This is a genomic window from Acidovorax sp., assembly GCF_046339755.1.
Taxonomy (GTDB): Bacteria; Pseudomonadota; Gammaproteobacteria; order Burkholderiales; family Burkholderiaceae_C; genus Acidovorax.
In genome coordinates this window covers 1-18,546 of sequence record NZ_JBKDTZ010000286.1, presented here as the reverse complement: position 1 = coordinate 18,546, position 18,546 = coordinate 1, and the positions used below count along the sequence as shown (strand labels likewise).

Here is an 18,546-nt window from a genome sequence, read left to right as displayed (position 1 = left end):
CGGCGATCGTCACGCTGTACATCGTGCTGGGCGTGCTCTACGAGAGCTTCATCCATCCGGTGACCATCCTGTCGACGCTGCCCTCTGCGGCGATCGGCGCGCTGGCAGCGCTGATCCTCGCCGGCTCGGAGCTGTCGATCGTCGCGATCATCGGCGTGATCCTGCTGATCGGCATCGTCAAGAAGAACGCGATCCTGATGATCGACTTCGCGCTCGACGCCGAACGCCGGCATGGCATGGCGCCCCGCGAGGCCATCTACCAGGCCTGCCTGCTGCGCTTTCGCCCCATCCTCATGACCACGCTGGCGGCCCTGCTGGGCGCGCTGCCGCTGATGCTGGGCACGGGCGTGGGCAGCGAGCTGCGCCATCCGCTGGGCGTGACCATGGTCGGCGGCCTCATCGTGAGCCAGTTGCTCACGCTGTTCACCACGCCGGTGATCTACCTGACCTTCGAGAACGCGGCCGAGCGCTGGCGCGCACGGCGCGCAGCCAAGGTGGCACATGCCGAGGGAGCGGTGTGAGCCTGTCCACCCCCTTCATCCACCGGCCCATCGCCACCATGCTGCTCACCATCGGGCTGGCGCTGGCGGGGGCGGTGTCGTACTTCCTGTTGCCCGTGGCGCCGCTGCCGCAGGTGGACTACCCCACCATATCGGTCTCGGCCAGCCTGCCCGGGGCCAGCCCCGACACCATTGCCGCCACGGTGGCCACGCCGCTGGAGCGGGCCCTGGGCGCCATTGCGGGCGTCAACGAGATCACCTCGCGCTCCACGCTGGGCAGCACCTCCATCACGCTGCAGTTCGACCTGAGCCGCACGGTGGACAGCGCTGCGCGCGACGTGCAGGCAGCCATCAACGCCTCGCGCACGCTGCTGCCCACGGGCATGCCCAGCAACCCGACCTACCGCAAGGTGAACCCGGCGGATTCGCCCATCATGATCCTGGCGCTCACGTCCGACTCGCTCACGCGCGGGCAGATGTACGACGCGGCCTCCACCGTCATGGCGCAAAAGCTCTCGCAGGTCGAGGGCGTGGGCCAGGCGTCCATCAGCGGTGGCGCGCTGCCCGCCGTGCGCGTGCAGCTCGACCCGCTGCGCCTGGCGGCCAACGGTGTCTCGCTGGAGCAGGTGCGTGCGGCCATCACCAGCACCAACGCCAACCGGCCGCTGGGATCGGTGGAGCGCGAGGACCACTACTGGCAGGTGGCTGCCAACGACCAGGCCCGCGTGGCGGCCGACTATGCGCCGCTGGTGCTGCGCTGGAAGGACGGCAACGCCATCCGCCTGGCCGACGTGGCCCAGGTGACGGATTCGGTGCAGGATGTGCGCAACTTCGGCGTGGCCAATGGCAAGCCGGCCATCCTGCTGCAGGTGTACAAGCAGCCCGGCGCCAACATCCTCGAAGCGGTGGAGCGCGTGCGCTCGCTGCTGCCGGCGCTCAAGGCATCCATCCCGGCGGCCATCGACATCGAGATCGTCTCCGACCGCACGCCCACGCTGCGCGCCTCGGTCAAGGAGGTGGAGAACGCCCTGCTGATCGCCGTGGCGCTGGTGATCATGGTGGTGTTTTTGTTCCTGCGCAATGCGCGCGCCACGCTCATCCCCAGCGTGGCGGTGCCGGTGTCGCTGGCGGGCACCTTCGGCATCATGTACCTGGCGGGCTACACGCTCGACAACCTCTCGCTGATGGCGCTCACCGTGGCCACCGGCTTCGTGGTGGACGACGCCATCGTGGTGCTGGAGAACATCATGCGCCACATGGAGCGCGGCAAGACGGCGCTGCAGGCCTCGCTCGACGGCGCGCGCGAGATCGGCTTCACCGTGGTGTCCATGAGCATCTCGCTGATCGCGGTGTTCGTGCCCATTCTGTTCATGGGCGGCATCGTGGGGCGCTTCTTTCGCGAGTTCGCCATCGTCATGTCGGCGGCCATCCTGGTGTCGCTGCTGGTCTCGCTGACCACCACGCCCATGATGTGCGCGGCCCTGCTCAAGCAGCACCGGGCGCCCAAGGCACCGAGCCGAACCCGCTGGGCGCGCTTTTCGCGCTGGGTGGACCAGCTGCAGGAGCGCGGCCTGCGCGGCTACCGCCGCAGCCTGGCCTGGTGCCTGCGCCACCAGCCCGTGGTGCTGCTGGTGCTGGCCGGCGTGGTGGCCAGCAACGTGTATCTCTACACCGCCATCGACAAGGGCTTCATGCCCGAGCAGGACACGGGCCGCATCTCGGGCTTCATCCGCGCCGACCAGGCCACCTCGTTCCAGGCCATGGAGCAGCGGCTGCAGCGCTTTCTGGCCATCGTGCAGGCCGACCCGGCCGTGGAGCATGTCACCGGCTTCACGGGGGGCTGGCAGCGCAATGCGGCGCAGATGTTCATGTCGCTCAAGCGCGGGCCGGGGCAGGAGAGCTCGGACGCAGTGATCGCGCGGCTGCGCGAGCAGCTCAAGAACGAGCCGGGCGCGCGCCTGTTCATGACCCCCCAGCGCGACATCCGCATCGGCGGGCGGCAGAGCAGCGCCTCGTTCGACTACACGCTGCAGGCCGACGACATCGCCGAGCTGCGCACCTGGGAGCCGCGCATCCGCCAGGCCCTGTCGCAGCTGCCCGAACTGGAGGACGTGAACAGCGACGTGCAGGACTACGGCCTGCAGACCACGCTGGTGATCGACCGCGATGCGGCCACGCGCCTGGGGCTCACCGTTGCCACCATCGATGCCACGCTGAACGATGCCTTCGGCCAGCGCCAGGTGGGCGTGATCTACAACCCGCTCAACCAGTACCGCGTGGTGATGGAGGCCGCACCCCAGTACCTGCAGGACCCAGAGACCCTGCGCAGCTTTTTCTTCGTGAACAACCAGGGCCAGCAGATACCGCTCACGGCGTTCGCGCGCATCACGCAGACGAATACGCCGCTGTCGGTCAGCCACGACCGGGGCACGCCGGCCAGCACGGTGAGCTTCAGCCTGGCACCGAACGTCTCGCTCTCGCAGGCCACGGATGCCATCCACAACGCAGTGTCCGAACTGGGCGTGCCGGTCAGCATCCGCGGCACCTTCGGCGGCACGGCGGGTGCCTTCCAGGACGCGCTGGCGGGCCAGCCGCTGCTGATCCTGGCGGCCATCATCACCATCTACCTGGTGCTGGGCATCCTGTACGAAAACCTGGTGCACCCGCTCACCATCCTCTCCACCCTGCCGTCGGCCGGTGTGGGGGCGCTGCTGGCGCTGATGCTGTTCAAGACCGAGTTCTCGCTGATCGCGCTGATCGGGGTGATCCTGCTCATCGGCATCGTCAAGAAGAACGCGATCATGATGATCGACTTCGCGCTGGTGCGCCAGCGTGGCGGCCACGTGAGCGCGGCCCAGGCCATCTACCGCGCCTGCAACCTGCGCCTGCGCCCCATCCTCATGACCACCATGGCCGCCATCTTCGGCGCGCTGCCGCTGGCTTTGGGCCGGGCCGATGGCGCCGAGCTGCGCCAGCCGCTGGGCATCGCCATCGTGGGCGGGCTGCTGTTCAGCCAGGTGCTCACACTCTATACGACGCCCGTGGTCTACGTGGCGCTGGACCGCCTGCGCGCCCGCGTGCTGCGCACGGTGCGCCGCTGGCGCAGGCCGCAGCATCCCGTACAGGGACCTGCCGTGGCGCTTCAAGGAAAAGATTGATGCCTTCCCCTCACGCCCCTTCCATTCCTGCACGCCTGGCGCTTTCGCTCGCGGTGCTGGCGCTGCTCGGCGCCTGCGCCAGCAAGCAGGCCTACGAGCGCCCGGCCATGGACATCCCGCCAGCCTTCAAGGAGAGCAGCGCTGCGGCCCAGGGCCTGTGGCAGCCGGCCCAGCCCGGCGGCGACCAGGCCGTGCCGGTTGCCTGGTGGTCGCTGTATGGCGATGCCACGCTCGATGCCCTGCAGCAGCAGGCCGCTGCCGGCAACCAGAACATTGCGCAGAGCGTGGCGCGGCTGCGCGCCGCGCAGGCGGCGGTGGCCAGCAGCAGCGCCAGCCTGCTGCCGAGCCTGGGGGCCAGCGCCAGCAGTTCGCGCTCGCGCAGCGGCAGCACGCTGCAGGCCGACGGCAGCAGCAATGCGCGCATCAGCACCAGCCATTCGCTGGGCCTGAACGCCAGCTGGGAGCTGGACCTGGGGGGCCGCATCTCGGGCCCGGTGGATGCCGCGCGCGCCAGCGCCCAGGCCAGTGCCGACGACCTGGCCGCCATGCGCCTGTCGGTGCAGGCCACGGTGGCGCAGACCTACTTTGCGCTGCGCGCCGCCGAGGCCCAGGCCCGGCTGCTGCGCGAGACGCTGGACGCCTATGCCCGCAGCTGGGAGCTCACGCGCAACCGCCAGGCGGCCGGCGTGGCTTCGCTGGCCGACGTGGCCCAGGCCGAGGCCCAGTACAAGGGCACCCAGGTGCAACTGCTCGAATCCGAGACCAACCGCAGCCAGCTCGAACACGCGCTCGCCGCCCGGGTGGGCCAGGCGCCCGCGGCCTTCAGCCTGCCGGCCACGGCCGAGCTGCCGGCCCCGCCCGCGGTGCCAGCGCAACTGCCCTCGCAACTGCTGGAGCGCCGCCCCGACATTGCCGCGGCCGAGCGCCGCGTGGCCGCCGCCAATGCGCAGATCGGCGTGGCGCGCGCGGCCTTTTTCCCGGCGCTCACGCTCTCGGGCTCGGCGGGCTACCGGGGCTCGGAGCTGTCCAAGCTGCTGAGCGCGCCCAACCTGTTCTGGTCGCTGGGGCCGGCGCTGGCGGTGTCGCTGTTCGACGGTGGCGCGCGCAATGCCGCCGTGGAATCGGCCCGCGCCAGCAACGAGCAGGCCGCCGCCGCATACCGCCAGACGGTGCTCACGGCCCTGCAGGAGGTGGAGGACAACCTCACCGCCGCCACCGCCCTGGCCCAGGAGCAGCAGCTGCAGGCCGAGGCACTGGCCGCCTCCCAGCGCGCGCTGGACGTGGTGAACAACCAGTACCGCGCGGGCACCGTGGGCTTTCTCAATGTGATCACGGCCCAGGCCTCGGTGCTGTCCTCGCAGCGCAGCCTGATCGACGTGAAGAACCGCCGCCTGGTGGCCGTGAACACCTTGCTCAAGAACGTGGCGGGCAACTGGGAGCCTCTGGCGCGCTGACGCTCCCTGGGTAGCCGTCAGTCCGCCGACGCGCCGCGCGACTGCGCGCCTTCGCCCAGAATCCATTCGCGGAAAGCGGCGAAGGCCGGCAGGTCCAGCCGGTCGGGCCGGTAGCACAGGTAGTGGCCCTGGTCCACGCGCACAGGGCTGCCGCAGGGGCTGAGCAGCGAGCCTTCGGCGAATTCTTTTTGCACCAGCAGGGCCGGCACCAGCCCGATGCCCAGGCCGTTGAGCGCCGCCTGGATCAGGGCCGAGTACTGGGCGAAGCGCGGGCCTGCGAGGGTCTGCACCTCGGGCACACCGTGCTGTGCGGCCCACTGCCGCCAGGCGGTGGGCGCGCCCTCGTGGTGCAGCAGGGTGTGGCCCAGGAGGTCGGTGGGCTGGGCGATGCGGTGGCGGCCCTCGACCAGGCTGCGCGCCACGATGAGCACGAACTCGCGACCTGCGATGTACTCGGACACCACGCCCGGCCAGCCGTCGGGGCCGTAGCGGATGGCCGCATCCACGCCGGCCGGTATGCCGTCGCTGGGCTCCAGGTGGCGGCTGAAGCTCAGCATCACATGGCGGCTTTGCTGGCTGAAGGCCGGCAGCCGCGGGATCAGCCATTTGGTGAGGAAGGTGGGCACGCTGGCCAGCGTGAGCAGGCCCGCCCCGGCATCGCCCGAGCGGGCCTCGAAGGTCGCGGCCTCGATGGCGCGCAGCCCGCCCGAGATCTTCTGCCAGTACACGCGGCCCTGGGGCGTGAGCTCCACGCCGCGCCCGTTCTTCTGCAGCAGCTGCCGGCCCAGGAAGGCCTCCAGCCCCGCCACCTGCTTGCTGACCGCGCTGGCCGTGATGCACAGCGCGCCCGCGGCCAGGGTGATGCTCTGGTGGCGTGCCACGGCGTCGAAGGCCAGCAGTTCCTGGATGGTGGGGCAGTCGCGCTTCATAGCCGGGGTTGGTGAAAGCTGTGTGAAAAACGTTTTCCAATTGCTCAAGTGTCCTCATCCAGGTTTCAGCCATCATGGGGCGGTCTCTCCCTAGAATTTGGGCAGGTGCTGCAGCAAGCCTGCGGCGAACACTGGCGCATGCGGAAAGTATGCCGGTAATTGGGGCATTGGAGGCAACAAGGTGATCCGCGGTATTTCCATCGTCTACGGCGTGTACCTGCTGCTGCCCATCGCGCTGCTGCTGGTGGGCAGCGTGGGCGGCAGCTGGACCAATACGTTGCTGCCCAGCGGCGTCACCGGACAGTGGTACCAGTACCTGGGGCTGGACAGCTCTTTCCTCAAGTACTTCGTGAGCAGCCTGGTGGTGGCACTCTCGGCCTGCGCCATCAACACCGTGCTGGCCCTGCCGCTGGCCTATGCGCTCTACCACGGCGCGCGGCGCGGCGGTGGCCTGGCGGCGCGCATCGTGAGCGCCATGCCCGTGGCCGTGCCTGCCATCACCCTGGCCTTCGGCTACATGGTGATGTTCAACACCGACCTGGCGCCCTGGCTGGGCTCCATGCCGCTGCTCATCGCGGCGCACGCCATCCTCACGCTGCCCTACCTCACCAACACCTTGCTGGCCGATCTGCGCCACCTGGACCTGCACCGGCTGGAGCAGGCCGCCGCCACGCTGGGCGCCTCGGGCTGGCAGCAGTTCAGTGGCATCGTGCTGCCCAGCCTGCGCCAGAGCCTGCTCAGCGGCCTGGTCATGGTGGCGGCCATCTCGGTGGGCGAGTTCGGTGTGTCCAACCTGCTCACCAGCTTCCAGAACCGCACCTACCCGGTCGTGCTGCTGCAGGCCTTCTACGGTGCCACGGGCTTTGCCTGCGCCGCCACGGTGGTCCTGCTGGTGCTGGCGGGCGCGTCGGCGCTGCTGTCCTCTTCCCTCGTCCAAGCCCGCAAAGAGCACCCATGAGCCTTGTCCTCGACAACGTCAGCTACCACTACCCCGGCAGCACGCAGGGCCTGCACGCCGTGTCCCTGGACGTGCGCGCCGGCGAGCTGGTGGCGGTGATCGGCCCCAGCGGCTCGGGCAAGTCCACCTTGCTCAAGCTGGTGTCGGGCCTGGAAACCGGCCACACGGGCCGCATCGTCTTTGGCGGGCAGGACATGTCGGCGATGCCCGTGCACCAGCGCCGCATGGGCATGGTGTTCCAGAACTATGCGCTGTTCCCGCACCTGTCGGTGCTGGACAACGTGGCCTACGGCCTCAAGCTGCGCAAGGTGATCGTGGCCGAGCGCCACCGGCGCGCGCGGGAGCTGCTCGACATCGTGGGCCTGGCGGGCTACGCGCAGCGCGGCATCGCCCAGCTCTCGGGCGGGCAGCAGCAGCGCGTGGCGCTGGCGCGGGCCCTGGCCATCGACCCGCAGGCCCTGCTGCTCGACGAGCCGCTCTCGGCCCTGGACGCCAGCGTGCGTGGCCACCTGCGCGACGAGATCCGCGCCATCCAGCAGCGCTTTGGTGCCACCACCCTGCTGGTCACGCACGACCAGGAGGAAGCCCTGGTCATGGCCGACCGCGTGGCCATGCTCAAGGACGGGCGCCTCTTGCAGATCGCCACGCCGCGCGAACTCTACGAGCAGCCCGCGAGCCGCGCGGTTGCCGAATTCGTGGGGCTGTCCACCATCTTGCCGGGCAAGGTCAGCGCGCCGGGCCGGGTGGACCTGGGTTTTGCCGAGCTCATCGCCCACACGGGCGCCCGCGCCGTGGGCACGGCGCTGCACGCGATGGTGCGTCCCGAGCATGTGCGCCCCGACCCTGCGCCGGGCAGCGTGAACCGGCTGGAGGGACGCACCGGTGCCCAGCGCTACCTGGGCGCGCTCACGCGCTACGACTTTGAAGTGCCCGGTGCGGGCAAGCCGTTTCTCGCCGAGTCGGCCCTGCCGGCCGCCGAAGCGATTGCCATCGCCCCGGAGCACATCCGCCTGCTCGACCTTTGATTTCCTTCCCGAACCATTCCCACCGAGGAGCCTTCACCATGCAACGCAGACAACTGATCCAGGCCGCCGGCGCACTGCCAGCACTGTCATTCGCGACGCTCGCCGCCCGCACCGCATTTGCCTTCGACGGCCCCGAGCTCTATGCGGGCGAAAAGGCCCTGTACGCCGAGGCGCAGAAGGAGGGGCTGTGCGTCTCATTCGACACTGGGCCCGAGTGGGCCAACTGGAAGTCGCTGTTCCGCGACTTCAAGAAGCGCTACCCCGAGATCGAGCTGACCTACAACGACATCGGCTCGGCCGCCACCGTGGTCGCGCTGGAAAAGACCAAACGCCGCCCGCAGGCCGACACGGCCTACTACTTCGCCGCCTCGGCCGTGGATGCGGCGAAGAAGGACGTGGTCGCGCCCTTCAAGCCCGTCAACTTCGACAAGCTGCCGCCCGTGTTCCGCGAGGCCGAGGGCCGCTGGTTCACCATCCACACGCTGAACATCGCCTTCCTGGTCAACAAGAAGCTGGTGAAGAACGTGCCCACGGGTTGGGCCGACCTGCTCAAGCCCGAGTTCAAGAACACCGTGGTCTACCTGGACCCGCGCTCCACCGGCATCGGCCAGGTGCTGACCTTTGCCGCTGCGTATGCCAACGGCGGCAGCGTGGACAACGTGCAGCCCGGCACCGACTACCTGGGCAGGCTGCATGCCGCCGGCAACGTGCTGCGTGTGGAAGGCACCACGCCCTACGCCAAGTTCCTCAAGGGCGAGATCCCCGTGTGGATCAGCTACGAGAACGATGGCCTCAAGGCCAAGCACGTGGACGGTATGGGAGATGCGGTGGAGGTGGTCATCCCCAAGGAAGCCAGCGTGGCTGCGCCCTATGCGATCAGCCTGGTCAAGAACGGGCCCAACCCCAATGCCGGCAAGCTCTGGCTCAACTTCATCATGAGCGAAGCCGGCCAGTCGCTGTTTGCCCAGGGCTTTGTGCGCCCCGCCGTGCCCGGCACGCCGCTGTCTGCCGACGTGGCCGCCAAGATGCCGGCCGCCCCGCAGATCCGCCCGCTCGATGTGGTGAAAGCCTCCGAGCGCAAGGCCGACGTGGACCGCCTGTGGGCGCAGGCCGCGCTGGGCAGCAAGTAAGAGGGGCCGGCCCGCATGCGACGCTTCGGCGCCTGGCCCGCATGGGCCTTCATGGCGCTCTTCTTCGCGGTGCCCCTGGCGGCGCTGCTGCCCGAGGCCTTTGGCGATGGCGCCAGCGCCTTCGGGCGGCTGTTCGGCAACCCGCTGTTCATGGGTGCGCTGCGCAACACGCTGGCCCTGGGGCTGGCAGCGGGCGCGGTGTCGGCGCTGGCGGGCACCTGCATCGCCATCGAGCTGGCGCGCCAGCCCGCTGCGCGGCGCCAGTGGATGATGGCCCTCTTGGGATTGCCGCTGGCCTTCTCAGGCTTGGTGATCGCCTATGGCTTCATCCTGGCCTTCGGGCGCGCGGGCTTCGTCACGCAGCTGCTGGCGGGCCTGGGCGGCGACCCGGCGGTGATCGGCAGCTGGATCTACAGCGTCTCGGGCCTGGGCGTGGCCTATGCCTACTACCTGATCCCGCGCGTGGCGCTGTCGCTGTACCCGGTGTTCGCCAACCTGGACCTGCGCCCCGCGCAGGCCGCGCGCACGCTGGGCGCATCGCGCGCGCGGGCCTTCTGGGACACGGTGGTGCCCGAGGTGGCGCCCTCGGTGCTTTCGAGCGCCTGCATGGTGGCCGCCATTGCCATGGTCACCTATGGCACCGCGCTGGCGCTGGTGGGCACGCAGCTCAACATCCTGCCGTTGATGCTGCTGGCCCAGGTCAGCGATGGCGGCTCGGATTTCGCGGTGGCGGCGGCTTTGTCGCTGGTGCTGATGGTGGTGTGTGTGGTGGTGATGGGAGTGGGTGATGTCTTTACGCGAAAGCGCGAGCGCCGTGCAGGCCATTGAAGCGTGGCCGGTGCCGCTGCTGCAGGCGCTGCAGCGCCTGGCCCTGAAGCAGAAAAGCCCGGGGCGCCACCGCCAGCCCGTGGCCGTGATCGGGCCCGGCGATGCGGGCGAGGCCGAGTGCGCCGCCGCCCATGCCGTGGCCCATGCGCTGGCCGGCGCCGGCATGGTGGTCATCTGCGGCGGGCGCGGCGGTGTCATGGCCGCCGCATCGCGCGGCGCGACCGAGGCCGGCGGCATGGCCGTGGGCATCCTGCCCGAGGACGACGACGCCAACGCCAACGAATGGCTGAGTGTGGCCGTGCCCACCGGCATGGGCGAGATGCGCAACGCCATCATCGCGCGCAGCGGCGTGTGCCTGGTGGCCATCGGCAGCAACCTGGGCACCCTGTCGGAGATGGCCCTGGGCCTCAAGTGGGGCAAGCCGGTGTTCGAGCTCTACGGCGGCGTGCAGTTGCCCGGTGCCGTGCCGGCCGCCGATGTGAACGATTTGCTGGCCAAAGTGCTGGCCTGCCTTCTGGCGTAGCGGCTCAGTCCTCGGATTCCAAGGACAGATCCAGCGCATCTTCCAGCGCCCACAGCGCGTCGTCGCTGAGCGCGCCCACGAAGACGCGCAGGCCGTCGCTCCATTCCACCACGCAGGCGGCGTGGCCGGGCTGCACATAGGCGCGCATTTCGTTGACCGTTCCCACAAAGTGCCAGCCGGCCTTCAGCGCCGCCTCGGTACCGGGCCCGGCCAGGCCCGATGCGCCATGCGGCAGGGCCTTGCCGAAGCTGCACTGCCAGGCCAGCATGGTGGCGATGAACTCCGAGCAACTGTCGCACACCCGGTGCCACTCGGTGGCATGGCCCGTGGTGGTGATCCATACCGGCGGGTCGTCGCCGGCATCGGGCCCGCAGTCCACGCCGTAGCGCACCACGTCCTGGTTCTCTTCCACGAAGACCAGCTTGTCCTCCTGCAGGCTCCAGTCGGCAGGGAGCAGGAACTGGTCGTACACCGCGGTGAAATCGCGCGCGTTGCCGGCCAGAAGGTAGAAGTCGCGCAGCGCCTGCGGCGCGGCCAGGTCCAGGGCCTGCTCGGCCTTGTCGATGGCATGCGGGTCCACCGCGTCCATGGGCCGCAGCGTGCGGCCGAGCATCTGGAACAGTTCGGGGTAGGGCAGGTGCGGCATGGGGGCTTCGGTGCTCATGGCGAAGGTGCCATGGTGCCAGACCCACGCGCCAGGCCGCGCGCCACGCGTTCTGTGGAGGCCTGCAAATACTCGCGCAGGCTCTGGGGTTCCAGCACCTCGAACTCCACCTGCAGCGCCAGCAGCCAGTACACCAGCGTGCCCTGCTGGTGCGCACCGCAGGCCAGCACGCAGCGCTCCGCGTCCAGGGCCTGCAGCACGCCGGCCGAAGCCGGGATGCGCCGCGCCATGGTGGCCAGCGGCTGGTGCAGCACCACGCGCGCCTGCTCCGGGAACTGCGACAGCGCCACCGAGCGCGCAACATAGGCCCGGAGATCGCCTCCGTCCGGCCCGGGGCGCGGGGCGAAGTGGGCGCCGGCCGCCGCATCGCCCACGATGCGGTCCACGCGGAAGCTGCGCCAGTCGCCGCGCGCCGGGTCCCAGGCCACCAGGTACCAGCGCTGGCCGGTGTGCACCAGGCCCTGGGGTTCCACCGAGCGCTGGCTGGCCTGGCCCTTGGCGTCCAGGTAGGCGAACTCCACCCGCAACTGGTCGCGGCAGGCAGCGGCCAGCACGGCGAGCGCCGCCGCCTGCACCGTGGGGCCCATGTGCTCGGTGGGCAGGATGGCCGAGCGCAGTGCGTCGATGCGCTTGCGCAGGCGCGAAGGCATCACCTGCTCGAGCTTGACCAGGGCGCGCAGCGAGCTTTCCTCCACCCCGCCGACGGTGCCTGCCGTGGCCATGCGCAGGGCGATCGCCACCGCCAGGGCTTCCTCGTCGTCGAGCAGCAGTGGCGGCAAGGCCTGGCCCGCGCGGAAGGCGTAGCCGCCGGCCACGCCGCTGCTGGCGTGGATGGGGTAGCCCAGCTCACGCAGGCGGTCGATGTCGCGGCGCAGCGTGCGGGGGTGGATCTCCAGGCGCTCGGCCAGTTCGGGGCCGGCCCAGTGGGTGCGGGTCTGCAGCAGGGAGAGCACACGCAGGAGGCGGGAGGACGAGGACAGCATGGAATCGACTGTATGTTGAATCGAGGGCGGAATCTGTCCGCAATGCATCCTACATTGCATCCACGTTCACGGCGCAGTGCCGAAACGGTTTGAACCTCTCAAAAACCCGACTTCAAGGAGTTTTCCATGTCCATCGTCCTCTACTGGCACCCCATGTCCAGCGCCACCCCCATTGCCAACGCCCTGGTCGAGCTCGGCCTGCCGCACGAACGCGTCACGCTGGACCTGCAGGCCGGCGACCAGCGCCGCCCCGAGTTCCTGGCCCTGAACCCCAATGGCAAGGTGCCCACCGTGGTGGTGGACGGCAACCCCATGTTCGAGACCCTGGCGATCCATTTCTGGCTGGCCGGCAAGTACGGCGTGGAGCGCGGCATGTGGCCCGAGGACGGCACGCCCGAAAGGATGCAGGCCATGTCCTGGGCGACCTGGGCCTATGTGACCTATGGCGCCGTGCTGGTGCGCCTGCAACTGTCCACGCAGGGCGACGTGGCGCTGCGCAGCGAGGTTTGGGCGGACGCCGCGCGCAAGGGCCTGGACCAACTGCTGGCCGTGCTCGACGCACGCCTGGCCGCCCAGCCCTGGATGTTGGGCGCGGACTATTCGCTGGTGGACCTGATCGTGGGCGCGGTCATCGGCTACAGCGCCTTCATCGGCGCCCCCGTGGCCGCCCACCCGCATGTGCAGGCCTGGCTGGAGCGGGTGCAGGCGCGGCCCGCCATGCAGCTCAAGGCGGATTGATCGGGCGACGCGAAGACTTGGTTTTGCGTTGCCCTATAGCACGAGGAACGCGGCCGCCGCCACGGCCGTGGGCAGCAGCGCCCCCAGCAGCAGGCCCACCGCGCCCACGCTGCCGTCCGTGAACCCGCCCTTGAGCAGGGCCACACCGGCCGGGTTGGGCGCGTTGGCGATCACCGTGAGGCCGCCGCCGGCCACGGCGCCGGCCACCAGCATGTACTTGGCCGGATCGGAGATGCCCTCGATCAGCGAGCCCAGGTAGGTCAGGGCCGCGTTGTCGGTGATGGCCGTCAGGCCCAGAGCGCCTGCGAACAGGGCCAGCGGCTGCAGGCCCGAGACGATGGGCTGCAGCCACCATTGCTGCATGCCGCCCAGCACCACCAGGCCCGCAAGGAAGAAACCCACGAGCAGGGCTTCCTTGAGGATCAGCGGCGTCTGGTGCTGTGCATAGGCCTGGGTGTAGCCCAGGAACATGAGGAACAGCGCCAGGAACACCACCGGGTGGTGGGCGAACACCACCACGGCAGCCAGCAGACCCAGGTGCACGGCCACCACGGCCAGGGGCACGGCCGGCTGTGCGGGCTCAGCCGTGCCTTCTTCTCCCGGCGCGGGCCGCAGGTGGCTGCGCAGCACGAAGGTGCAGGCCGTGGCGTTGACCAGCACGGCCAGGGCCGCCTTCCAGCCGAAGGTAACCAGCATGAATGCGCTGTCCCACTGCCAGGTGCTGGCCACCATGAGCACTGGGGGTGCGGCGTAGGAGGTGAGCGTGCCACCGATGGACACGTTGACGAACAGCGTGCCCAGGGCGAAGTACTTCACCCGGTCGGGCACGGCACGGCGAAAGATCTGCGGCGCCAGCATCAGTGCGGCGATGGTCATGGCCGCCGGCTCGGTGATGAGCGAACCGAGCAGCGGCACGGCCGCCAGGCCCAGCCAGGCGCTGGCCAGCGGCGTGGGCACGGGCAGGTGCCGGGCCATGGTGTCCACCACGGCCACCACACTGCGCAGCACCGGGCTGGAAGCCGCGATCACCATGACCACGAAGACGAACAGGGGCTCGGTGTAGTTGCGCGATTCGGCGTAGTCCAGTGCCTGGCTGCCGCCAGAGACGAAGGCCATGGCAAGGACCAGCACGATGGCCCAGAAGCCGAAGACGACCTCGACTTCGCCGAGCAGATGGAACAGGCCGGAATGGCGGGGATAGCGGTGCGCCAGGTGCTCGAACAGGCCGGCGGCAAAGGTGTGGAGCAGGGCGATGCCGAAGATGGCAGCGGCAATCCAGTGGATGGCTTGGGGTTGCATGGGCAGAAATTTCCAGACGCAGACAGACCGCGTGGCGGCCCGACCGACGCTGAACCTGCCGCGCCCCTCCAGCGCGTACACCCAGCGGTTATTTTACCAAACGCCCCAAGAGAAGGCTTACATCGCCTTGAACAGGTGCGCGTAGAGCCGGCTCACGGCCAGCTTCTCGGGCCGGCCCGCCAGCGCCAGGTGCAGCTTGCCGGCCTCGTCGCGCGTGACCGTGGTGATGGCGCTGGCGCGCACCAGGGTGCTGCGGTGAACCTGCCAGAACACGCTGGTGTCGAGCTGCTCGGTGAGTTCCTTGAGCGGGGTGCGGATCAGGAACTCGCGCGCGGCCGTGAGCACGCGCACGTATTTGTCGGCCGCCTCGAAGTACAGCACCTCGGCCACCGGCACCATGTGGATCTGGTTGCCGCTGCTGGCCTGGATCACCGTGAGGGGCGCGGCGGCGGCGGGCGGGCTGGCCGCCGGTGCCGCCGCGGCGACGCCGGGGGCGGCCAGCAGGTGGCGCAGCTGGGCCATGGTGGCTTCGAGCGCATCGGGTGCAGGGGCCTTGGCGGCCAGGGCCTGCTGCAGCTTCTGCACGGTTTTCTGCAATCGCGCGGCCTGCACCGGCTTGAGCAGGTAGTCCACGGCCTGGGCCTCGAAGGCCTGCACGGCGTACTGGTCGTAGGCGGTCACGAACACCAGGGCAGGGAAGGGCTTGTCGGCGGGCCAGGCGTCGGCCAGCTCCACGGCGGCATCCAGCCCGCTTTGGCCCGGCATGCGGATGTCGAAGAACAGCACCTCGGGCTGCAGGGCCAGGGCCTGGCGCACGGCCGAGAGGCCATCGCCCACGGTGGCGGCAACCTGCAGTTGCGGCCAGGCACGGGCCAGCTCCTGCTGCAGGGCCGCTGCCAGCAGGGGCTCGTCTTCGGCGATCAGGGCGCGTGGGGTGGTGGTCATGCGGGTGCGGACAAGGGATAGGTGATGGTGGCGCGCGTGCCCTTGGGGGTGTTGGCGGCCAGCGTGAACTGCCCGGCATCGCCGTGCAGCGTGGCCAGGCGCTCGCGCACCTGGGCCAGGCCGAAGCTGGTGCCAGGGCTGGTGGCGGCCGGCTGCGGGGCGGCGCCCAGCCCGGCACCGGTGTCGCTCACCTGCAGCACCAGCAGCGTCCTGCCCTCAGGGCCGCTCTGGGTGCGCGCCTGCACGGTGATGTGGCCGCCTTCCACCTCGGGCTCGAGCCCGTGGCGGATGGCGTTTTCCACCAGCGGCTGCAGCAGCAGCGGGGGCACGGGCAGATCGCGCAGCGCCTGCGGCAGGTCCAGCGTGTAGGCCATGCGCGGGCCCATGCGCACGGCCATCAGTTCCAGGTAGTCCGCCAGGCGCTGGAACTCGTCGCCCAGCGGGTGCTGGGTGCTGCGCGATGCGTTCAGCGTGGCGCGCAGGTAGGCGATCATGCGGTCCAGCATCTCCTGCGCGCGCACCGGGTCGGTGCCGATCAGCACGCGCAGGTTGGCCAGGGTGTTGAACAGCATGTGCGGTTCCAGCTGGGTTTCCAGCAGCTTGAGCTGGGCCTCGGTGGCCTGGCTGTGCACCTCGGCCATGCGCGCCTGCAGCCAGGCGCTCTTGCCGTTCACATAGAAGTAGTAGCTGATGACGGTGCCCGCCACCACGGTGATGCCGATGGAGATGCGCAACTGCGCACGCCCCTCGGTATCCCACGACGAGACACCGCACGACCAGTCGGCCAGCAGGGTGCCGCCCAGGTAGCCGAGCACGATGCCGACCAGGGGCAGCGCCACGCCGGCAAAGCCCTTGGGCCAGCCGTATTCGTGGCTGGAGGGAAACAGGTGGCGGCCGAAGTCGATCAGCGCCCAGGTGAGGGTGCCGATGGCCAGCGAGTAGGTGGCGGGGATGTAGTAGGGCTTCTCGGGCCGGAAGGCGTACTGGATGCCAGAGATCGCCAGGCAGAAGGCCAGGGTCTGCAGCAGCCGCTGGAGCTTGTCGATCCAGTCGATCTTCAGGGGCAGCGCGCTGGCGGGGGCCATGTCAGTGATCGCCGCGATCGCGCAGCAGGCGCTCGCGTTCCTTCTGCACCATGCGCTCGCGCAGGCCGCTGCCGGTGCCCAGCACGAACACCGAGACGCCGTGCAGCGCCAGCCCCAACCCCCAGCCCAGCAGCGGGTATACCGACCAGGGCCGGTTGCCGAAGCCGTAGCGCGACATGGAAAACACCACGATGTTGACCACCACGAACAGGATGGCATGCATGTACCAGCCGAGCTTGGCGCCGGCGCGCTTGCGGGCGAGTTGCTCGATGGCTTCAGGGGTCAGGGGTGCGGTCATGGATGGGGGGATTCTAGGGGGCACGCGCTCATCCGGCGCGGCGCAGTCCTGCGGTTGCGCCGGGCAGCCGCAGGGCGCAGGCCAGCACGGCGGCCGACAAGGTGCGGCCGCCCGCCAGGCGCAGCGGGTGGTCGGGTGGCAGCAGGCCGAGCAGGGCCAGGGTGGCGGCGATCGTCAGCATGAAGAGGCTCCGGTAGGGGCATTGGGTGTCAGCGGGCGGGCGCCGGAGCCAGCAGGTGCTGCTCGAAGTGGCGCACGATCTTGCTGTCCACCGCGCGCTTCTGGCTGCGGTCGAAGCGGGGCGGGTCGCCCAGCAGGCGCACGGCCAGGTCGGACATCCGGGCCAGGGGCGGCTGGGGCGAGAGCAGGGCGGCGATCTCCCTGAGGCCTACCCCGGCCTGGGCCAGCAGGCCTGCCAGTGCCAGGTGGGTGGACTTGCGCATGGCGGTCTCCTCGCCTGTGCTCAGGCGCGGTGGTTGTTCTGGACGATGCGCTCGCGCTCGGCCTGGACCATGCGTTCGTGCCAGTTCGAGCCGCCGGCCAGGAAGAACACCACCATGCCATGCACCAGCAGGCCGATGCCCCAGCCGGCGGCTGGAAACACCGCCCAGTGCCGGCCGCTGGACAGCGACAGCGATACCAGCAGCAGGTTGACCAGCACATAGACGGTGGCATGGATGAACCAGCCCAGCTTGGCGCCGGCGCGCTTGCGCGCCAGGTTCTCGATGGGGTCGTCGGACAGGGGGTAGCGGCGGGACATGGTGGTTTTCCTTGGGGTGATGGGTCGAGGGGCGGGTCAGGCGGCGGCGTGGCCGGATGCCGTGCGTGCAGCCTGGGGTGCCAGGGCCAGGCACCACAGGCGGGCCGAGCGGGCGATGAACAAGCCGTTGAAGACGCCGTACAGGGCTGCGATCTCCAGGTCGAAGGTGGCGTCGTGGGCCAGGGCCGGTTGCATGGCCATCTCGATGCCGACCAGGTACTTGGTCAGAAAGATGCCCAGGATCAGCAGCAGGGGCAGCGGGCTGCCGGGCATGTGGAAGCTGCGCGAATCGGCCAGGTAGCGGGTGCCGGCGGGCACGGCGGGCCGCAGCACCAGGGTGAGGGTGGCCACGATGGCGGCGGCAGCCAGCCAGGCGGCCAGGGTGCCCAGCACCTGGCCGGAGCTGCCGAAGGCCGACACCAGCCCATAGACCGAGAACAGGGTCATGGCCACGGGCATCACGGCCACGCGGGTCAGGCTGGCGGTGCGGGCCACCAGCTGGCTGGCACCCAGGGCGACGAGCGCGGCGAGCAGGCCCCAGACCCAGGTGGGGGTCTTCTGCAGCACGGTGGGGAGGGCTTCGGGGTGGTGGATCAGGAGGTCGATGATCATGGTGTTGCTCCGTTGGAGGTAAATGGGGTCGAGGAATGAGGGGGTGGAGGCGGGGCTCAGAGGATTCCCACCTGGCTCCACAGCCACTGGCCGAGCAGGCGGTTGGGCAGCAGGGTGAAGGCGCCTGCCACCAGGCAGGAGCCGATATAGGTGCCCTGCATGATGCGGCGGTGCGCCGTCACATTGCCGCGCACCAGGAAGTGGAAGGACAGTGCGATGAAGCCCAGGGTGATGGGCACCAGCAGATGGATCAGGCCGAAGCCTGCGAGGCGCGGGCCCTTGTCACCGCTGATGAAGACGGCCGATACGGCGACCATCACCATCAGCGTGACCCAGGCGTACCCGGCGGCGCGGTGCAGGCGCGGGCGCTGGGCGCGGCTGCGGCGGGCCCACAGGGCCAGCGGGCCGATGGCCAGGGCGGCCAGCGCGGCGGCCATGTGGATGGCGATGACGGGGGTGATCTGCATGGTGGGTTCCTGGGGTCAGCTTGCGTCGATGGGCGTACTGTGCCGATCCCGTCCCGGGCCTTCCACCGGCCTGCGACGGAATGCGCGGACGGGGGCGCGAAATGCGGTGGACCGGCGTGGAATGCAGGTGTTTTGGCGCCGGGCGAGGGTGGGCGGGCAGGGATAATCGGCAGCTGTTGACGGCCCTGTG

21 protein-coding genes are annotated in these 18,546 nt (G+C 69.8%); 9 read left to right on the top strand and 12 right to left on the bottom strand.

Annotated features, from left to right (window positions below):
- The 3 genes from ACK59X_RS24765 to ACK59X_RS24755 all read left to right on the top strand — a co-directional run.
- Positions 1 to 521, top strand: a 521-nt coding sequence (locus tag ACK59X_RS24765) for an efflux RND transporter permease subunit (protein WP_409961006.1), incomplete at its 5' end; no start/stop codon positions are given.
- Positions 518 to 3,658: an efflux RND transporter permease subunit gene (locus ACK59X_RS24760; RefSeq protein WP_409961005.1), complete on the top strand. Its 3,141-nt coding sequence runs from the start codon at positions 518 to 520 to the stop codon at positions 3,656 to 3,658. The genes ACK59X_RS24765 and ACK59X_RS24760, both read left to right, overlap by 4 nt.
- Positions 3,658 to 5,112, top strand: coding sequence for an efflux transporter outer membrane subunit (locus ACK59X_RS24755; RefSeq protein WP_409961004.1), 1,455 nt, complete (start codon positions 3,658 to 3,660; stop codon positions 5,110 to 5,112). Before ACK59X_RS24760 ends, ACK59X_RS24755 begins: the two co-directional genes overlap by 1 nt.
- A gap of 17 nt (positions 5,113 to 5,129) precedes the next feature.
- On the opposite strand, the gene ACK59X_RS24750 is transcribed toward ACK59X_RS24755, so the two are convergent.
- The gene (locus ACK59X_RS24750; RefSeq protein WP_409961003.1) at positions 5,130 to 6,041 is read right to left on the bottom strand and encodes a LysR substrate-binding domain-containing protein; all 912 of its coding nucleotides are present in this window, start codon (positions 6,039 to 6,041) and stop codon (positions 5,130 to 5,132) included.
- 181 nt (positions 6,042 to 6,222) lie between these two features.
- Between ACK59X_RS24750 and ACK59X_RS24745 the strand changes: the two genes are divergently transcribed.
- The 5 genes from ACK59X_RS24745 to ACK59X_RS24725 are packed head-to-tail and all read left to right on the top strand — an operon-like array spanning position 6,223 to position 10,505.
- Positions 6,223 to 6,999, top strand: coding sequence for an ABC transporter permease (locus ACK59X_RS24745; protein ID WP_409961002.1), 777 nt, complete (start codon positions 6,223 to 6,225; stop codon positions 6,997 to 6,999).
- Complete coding sequence (locus tag ACK59X_RS24740; protein WP_409961001.1) at positions 6,996 to 8,024, top strand: ABC transporter ATP-binding protein; 1,029 nt, start codon at positions 6,996 to 6,998, stop codon at positions 8,022 to 8,024. Before ACK59X_RS24745 ends, ACK59X_RS24740 begins: the two co-directional genes overlap by 4 nt.
- Positions 8,025 to 8,062: 38 nt before the next feature.
- Positions 8,063 to 9,154, top strand: coding sequence for an extracellular solute-binding protein (locus ACK59X_RS24735; RefSeq protein WP_409961000.1), 1,092 nt, complete (start codon positions 8,063 to 8,065; stop codon positions 9,152 to 9,154).
- A 15-nt stretch (positions 9,155 to 9,169) separates the two neighbouring features.
- Positions 9,170 to 9,982, top strand: a complete 813-nt coding sequence (locus ACK59X_RS24730) for an ABC transporter permease (RefSeq protein ID WP_409960999.1) — start codon at positions 9,170 to 9,172, stop codon at positions 9,980 to 9,982.
- Positions 9,942 to 10,505 (top strand): TIGR00725 family protein, encoded by a 564-nt coding sequence (locus tag ACK59X_RS24725; RefSeq protein ID WP_409960998.1) that lies wholly within the window; start codon positions 9,942 to 9,944, stop codon positions 10,503 to 10,505. Before ACK59X_RS24730 ends, ACK59X_RS24725 begins: the two co-directional genes overlap by 41 nt.
- Positions 10,506 to 10,509: 4 nt before the next feature.
- Here the strand turns inward: ACK59X_RS24725 and ACK59X_RS24720 are convergent, their stop codons facing one another.
- On the bottom strand, positions 10,510 to 11,169 hold the full coding sequence (locus ACK59X_RS24720; RefSeq protein ID WP_409960997.1) for an SMI1/KNR4 family protein: 660 nt from the start codon (positions 11,167 to 11,169) through the stop codon (positions 10,510 to 10,512).
- Positions 11,166 to 12,152: a helix-turn-helix transcriptional regulator gene (locus ACK59X_RS24715; protein WP_409960996.1), complete on the bottom strand. Its 987-nt coding sequence runs from the start codon at positions 12,150 to 12,152 to the stop codon at positions 11,166 to 11,168. The genes ACK59X_RS24720 and ACK59X_RS24715 overlap by 4 nt, the downstream gene beginning before the upstream one ends.
- A 126-nt stretch (positions 12,153 to 12,278) precedes the next feature.
- On the opposite strand from ACK59X_RS24715, the gene ACK59X_RS24710 reads away from it, so the two are divergent.
- Positions 12,279 to 12,890 (top strand): glutathione S-transferase family protein, encoded by a 612-nt coding sequence (locus tag ACK59X_RS24710; RefSeq protein WP_409960995.1) that lies wholly within the window; start codon positions 12,279 to 12,281, stop codon positions 12,888 to 12,890.
- Positions 12,891 to 12,923: 33 nt separating this feature from the next.
- Here ACK59X_RS24710 and ACK59X_RS24705 read toward each other — a convergent pair whose 3' ends face one another.
- From ACK59X_RS24705 to ACK59X_RS24665, 9 genes are all read right to left on the bottom strand, one after another.
- Positions 12,924 to 14,189, bottom strand: coding sequence for a putative Na+/H+ antiporter (locus ACK59X_RS24705; protein ID WP_409960994.1), 1,266 nt, complete (start codon positions 14,187 to 14,189; stop codon positions 12,924 to 12,926).
- Positions 14,190 to 14,306: 117 nt separating this feature from the next.
- On the bottom strand, positions 14,307 to 15,134 hold the full coding sequence (locus tag ACK59X_RS24700; protein WP_409960993.1) for a LytR/AlgR family response regulator transcription factor: 828 nt from the start codon (positions 15,132 to 15,134) through the stop codon (positions 14,307 to 14,309).
- Positions 15,131 to 16,219: a sensor histidine kinase gene (locus ACK59X_RS24695; RefSeq protein ID WP_409960992.1), complete on the bottom strand. Its 1,089-nt coding sequence runs from the start codon at positions 16,217 to 16,219 to the stop codon at positions 15,131 to 15,133. The genes ACK59X_RS24700 and ACK59X_RS24695 overlap by 4 nt, the downstream gene beginning before the upstream one ends.
- Position 16,220: 1 nt before the next feature.
- Entirely contained in the window at positions 16,221 to 16,517 is a 297-nt protein-coding gene (locus ACK59X_RS24690) for a 2TM domain-containing protein (protein WP_409960991.1), read from the bottom strand.
- Between the two features lie 28 nt (positions 16,518 to 16,545).
- Positions 16,546 to 16,698: a hypothetical protein gene (locus ACK59X_RS24685; RefSeq protein WP_409960990.1), complete on the bottom strand. Its 153-nt coding sequence runs from the start codon at positions 16,696 to 16,698 to the stop codon at positions 16,546 to 16,548.
- Positions 16,699 to 16,726: 28 nt separating this feature from the next.
- Positions 16,727 to 16,960: a hypothetical protein gene (locus tag ACK59X_RS24680; RefSeq protein WP_409960989.1), complete on the bottom strand. Its 234-nt coding sequence runs from the start codon at positions 16,958 to 16,960 to the stop codon at positions 16,727 to 16,729.
- Positions 16,961 to 16,980: 20 nt separating this feature from the next.
- Complete coding sequence (locus ACK59X_RS24675; RefSeq protein WP_409960988.1) at positions 16,981 to 17,277, bottom strand: 2TM domain-containing protein; 297 nt, start codon at positions 17,275 to 17,277, stop codon at positions 16,981 to 16,983.
- A 36-nt stretch (positions 17,278 to 17,313) separates the two neighbouring features.
- On the bottom strand, positions 17,314 to 17,889 hold the full coding sequence (locus tag ACK59X_RS24670; protein WP_409960987.1) for a DUF6622 family protein: 576 nt from the start codon (positions 17,887 to 17,889) through the stop codon (positions 17,314 to 17,316).
- A gap of 56 nt (positions 17,890 to 17,945) precedes the next feature.
- Positions 17,946 to 18,356, bottom strand: coding sequence for a DUF2306 domain-containing protein (locus ACK59X_RS24665; protein WP_409960986.1), 411 nt, complete (start codon positions 18,354 to 18,356; stop codon positions 17,946 to 17,948).
- Positions 18,357 to 18,546 lie beyond the last annotated feature (190 nt).

What these genes read in the sequence shown, in the direction of transcription:
- ACK59X_RS24665 (WP_409960986.1), bottom strand. Translation starts at nt 18,356, where the DNA reads ATGCAGATCACCCCCGTCATCGCCATCCACATGGCCGCCGCGCTGGCC.
- ACK59X_RS24680 (WP_409960989.1), bottom strand. Translation starts at nt 16,960, where the DNA reads ATGCGCAAGTCCACCCACCTGGCACTGGCAGGCCTGCTGGCCCAGGCC.
- ACK59X_RS24700 (WP_409960993.1), bottom strand. Translation starts at nt 15,134, where the DNA reads ATGACCACCACCCCACGCGCCCTGATCGCCGAAGACGAGCCCCTGCTG.
- ACK59X_RS24755 (WP_409961004.1), top strand. Translation starts at nt 3,658, where the DNA reads ATGCCTTCCCCTCACGCCCCTTCCATTCCTGCACGCCTGGCGCTTTCG.
- ACK59X_RS24705 (WP_409960994.1), bottom strand. Translation starts at nt 14,189, where the DNA reads ATGCAACCCCAAGCCATCCACTGGATTGCCGCTGCCATCTTCGGCATC.
- ACK59X_RS24670 (WP_409960987.1), bottom strand. Translation starts at nt 17,889, where the DNA reads ATGATCATCGACCTCCTGATCCACCACCCCGAAGCCCTCCCCACCGTG.
- ACK59X_RS24740 (WP_409961001.1), top strand. Translation starts at nt 6,996, where the DNA reads ATGAGCCTTGTCCTCGACAACGTCAGCTACCACTACCCCGGCAGCACG.
- ACK59X_RS24710 (WP_409960995.1), top strand. Translation starts at nt 12,279, where the DNA reads ATGTCCATCGTCCTCTACTGGCACCCCATGTCCAGCGCCACCCCCATT.
- ACK59X_RS24675 (WP_409960988.1), bottom strand. Translation starts at nt 17,277, where the DNA reads ATGTCCCGCCGCTACCCCCTGTCCGACGACCCCATCGAGAACCTGGCG.
- ACK59X_RS24690 (WP_409960991.1), bottom strand. Translation starts at nt 16,517, where the DNA reads ATGACCGCACCCCTGACCCCTGAAGCCATCGAGCAACTCGCCCGCAAG.
- ACK59X_RS24750 (WP_409961003.1), bottom strand. Translation starts at nt 6,041, where the DNA reads ATGAAGCGCGACTGCCCCACCATCCAGGAACTGCTGGCCTTCGACGCC.
- ACK59X_RS24735 (WP_409961000.1), top strand. Translation starts at nt 8,063, where the DNA reads ATGCAACGCAGACAACTGATCCAGGCCGCCGGCGCACTGCCAGCACTG.
- ACK59X_RS24715 (WP_409960996.1), bottom strand. Translation starts at nt 12,152, where the DNA reads ATGCTGTCCTCGTCCTCCCGCCTCCTGCGTGTGCTCTCCCTGCTGCAG.
- ACK59X_RS24685 (WP_409960990.1), bottom strand. Translation starts at nt 16,698, where the DNA reads ATGCTGACGATCGCCGCCACCCTGGCCCTGCTCGGCCTGCTGCCACCC.
- ACK59X_RS24695 (WP_409960992.1), bottom strand. Translation starts at nt 16,219, where the DNA reads ATGGCCCCCGCCAGCGCGCTGCCCCTGAAGATCGACTGGATCGACAAG.
- ACK59X_RS24720 (WP_409960997.1), bottom strand. Translation starts at nt 11,169, where the DNA reads ATGAGCACCGAAGCCCCCATGCCGCACCTGCCCTACCCCGAACTGTTC.
- ACK59X_RS24730 (WP_409960999.1), top strand. Translation starts at nt 9,170, where the DNA reads ATGCGACGCTTCGGCGCCTGGCCCGCATGGGCCTTCATGGCGCTCTTC.
- ACK59X_RS24725 (WP_409960998.1), top strand. Translation starts at nt 9,942, where the DNA reads ATGTCTTTACGCGAAAGCGCGAGCGCCGTGCAGGCCATTGAAGCGTGG.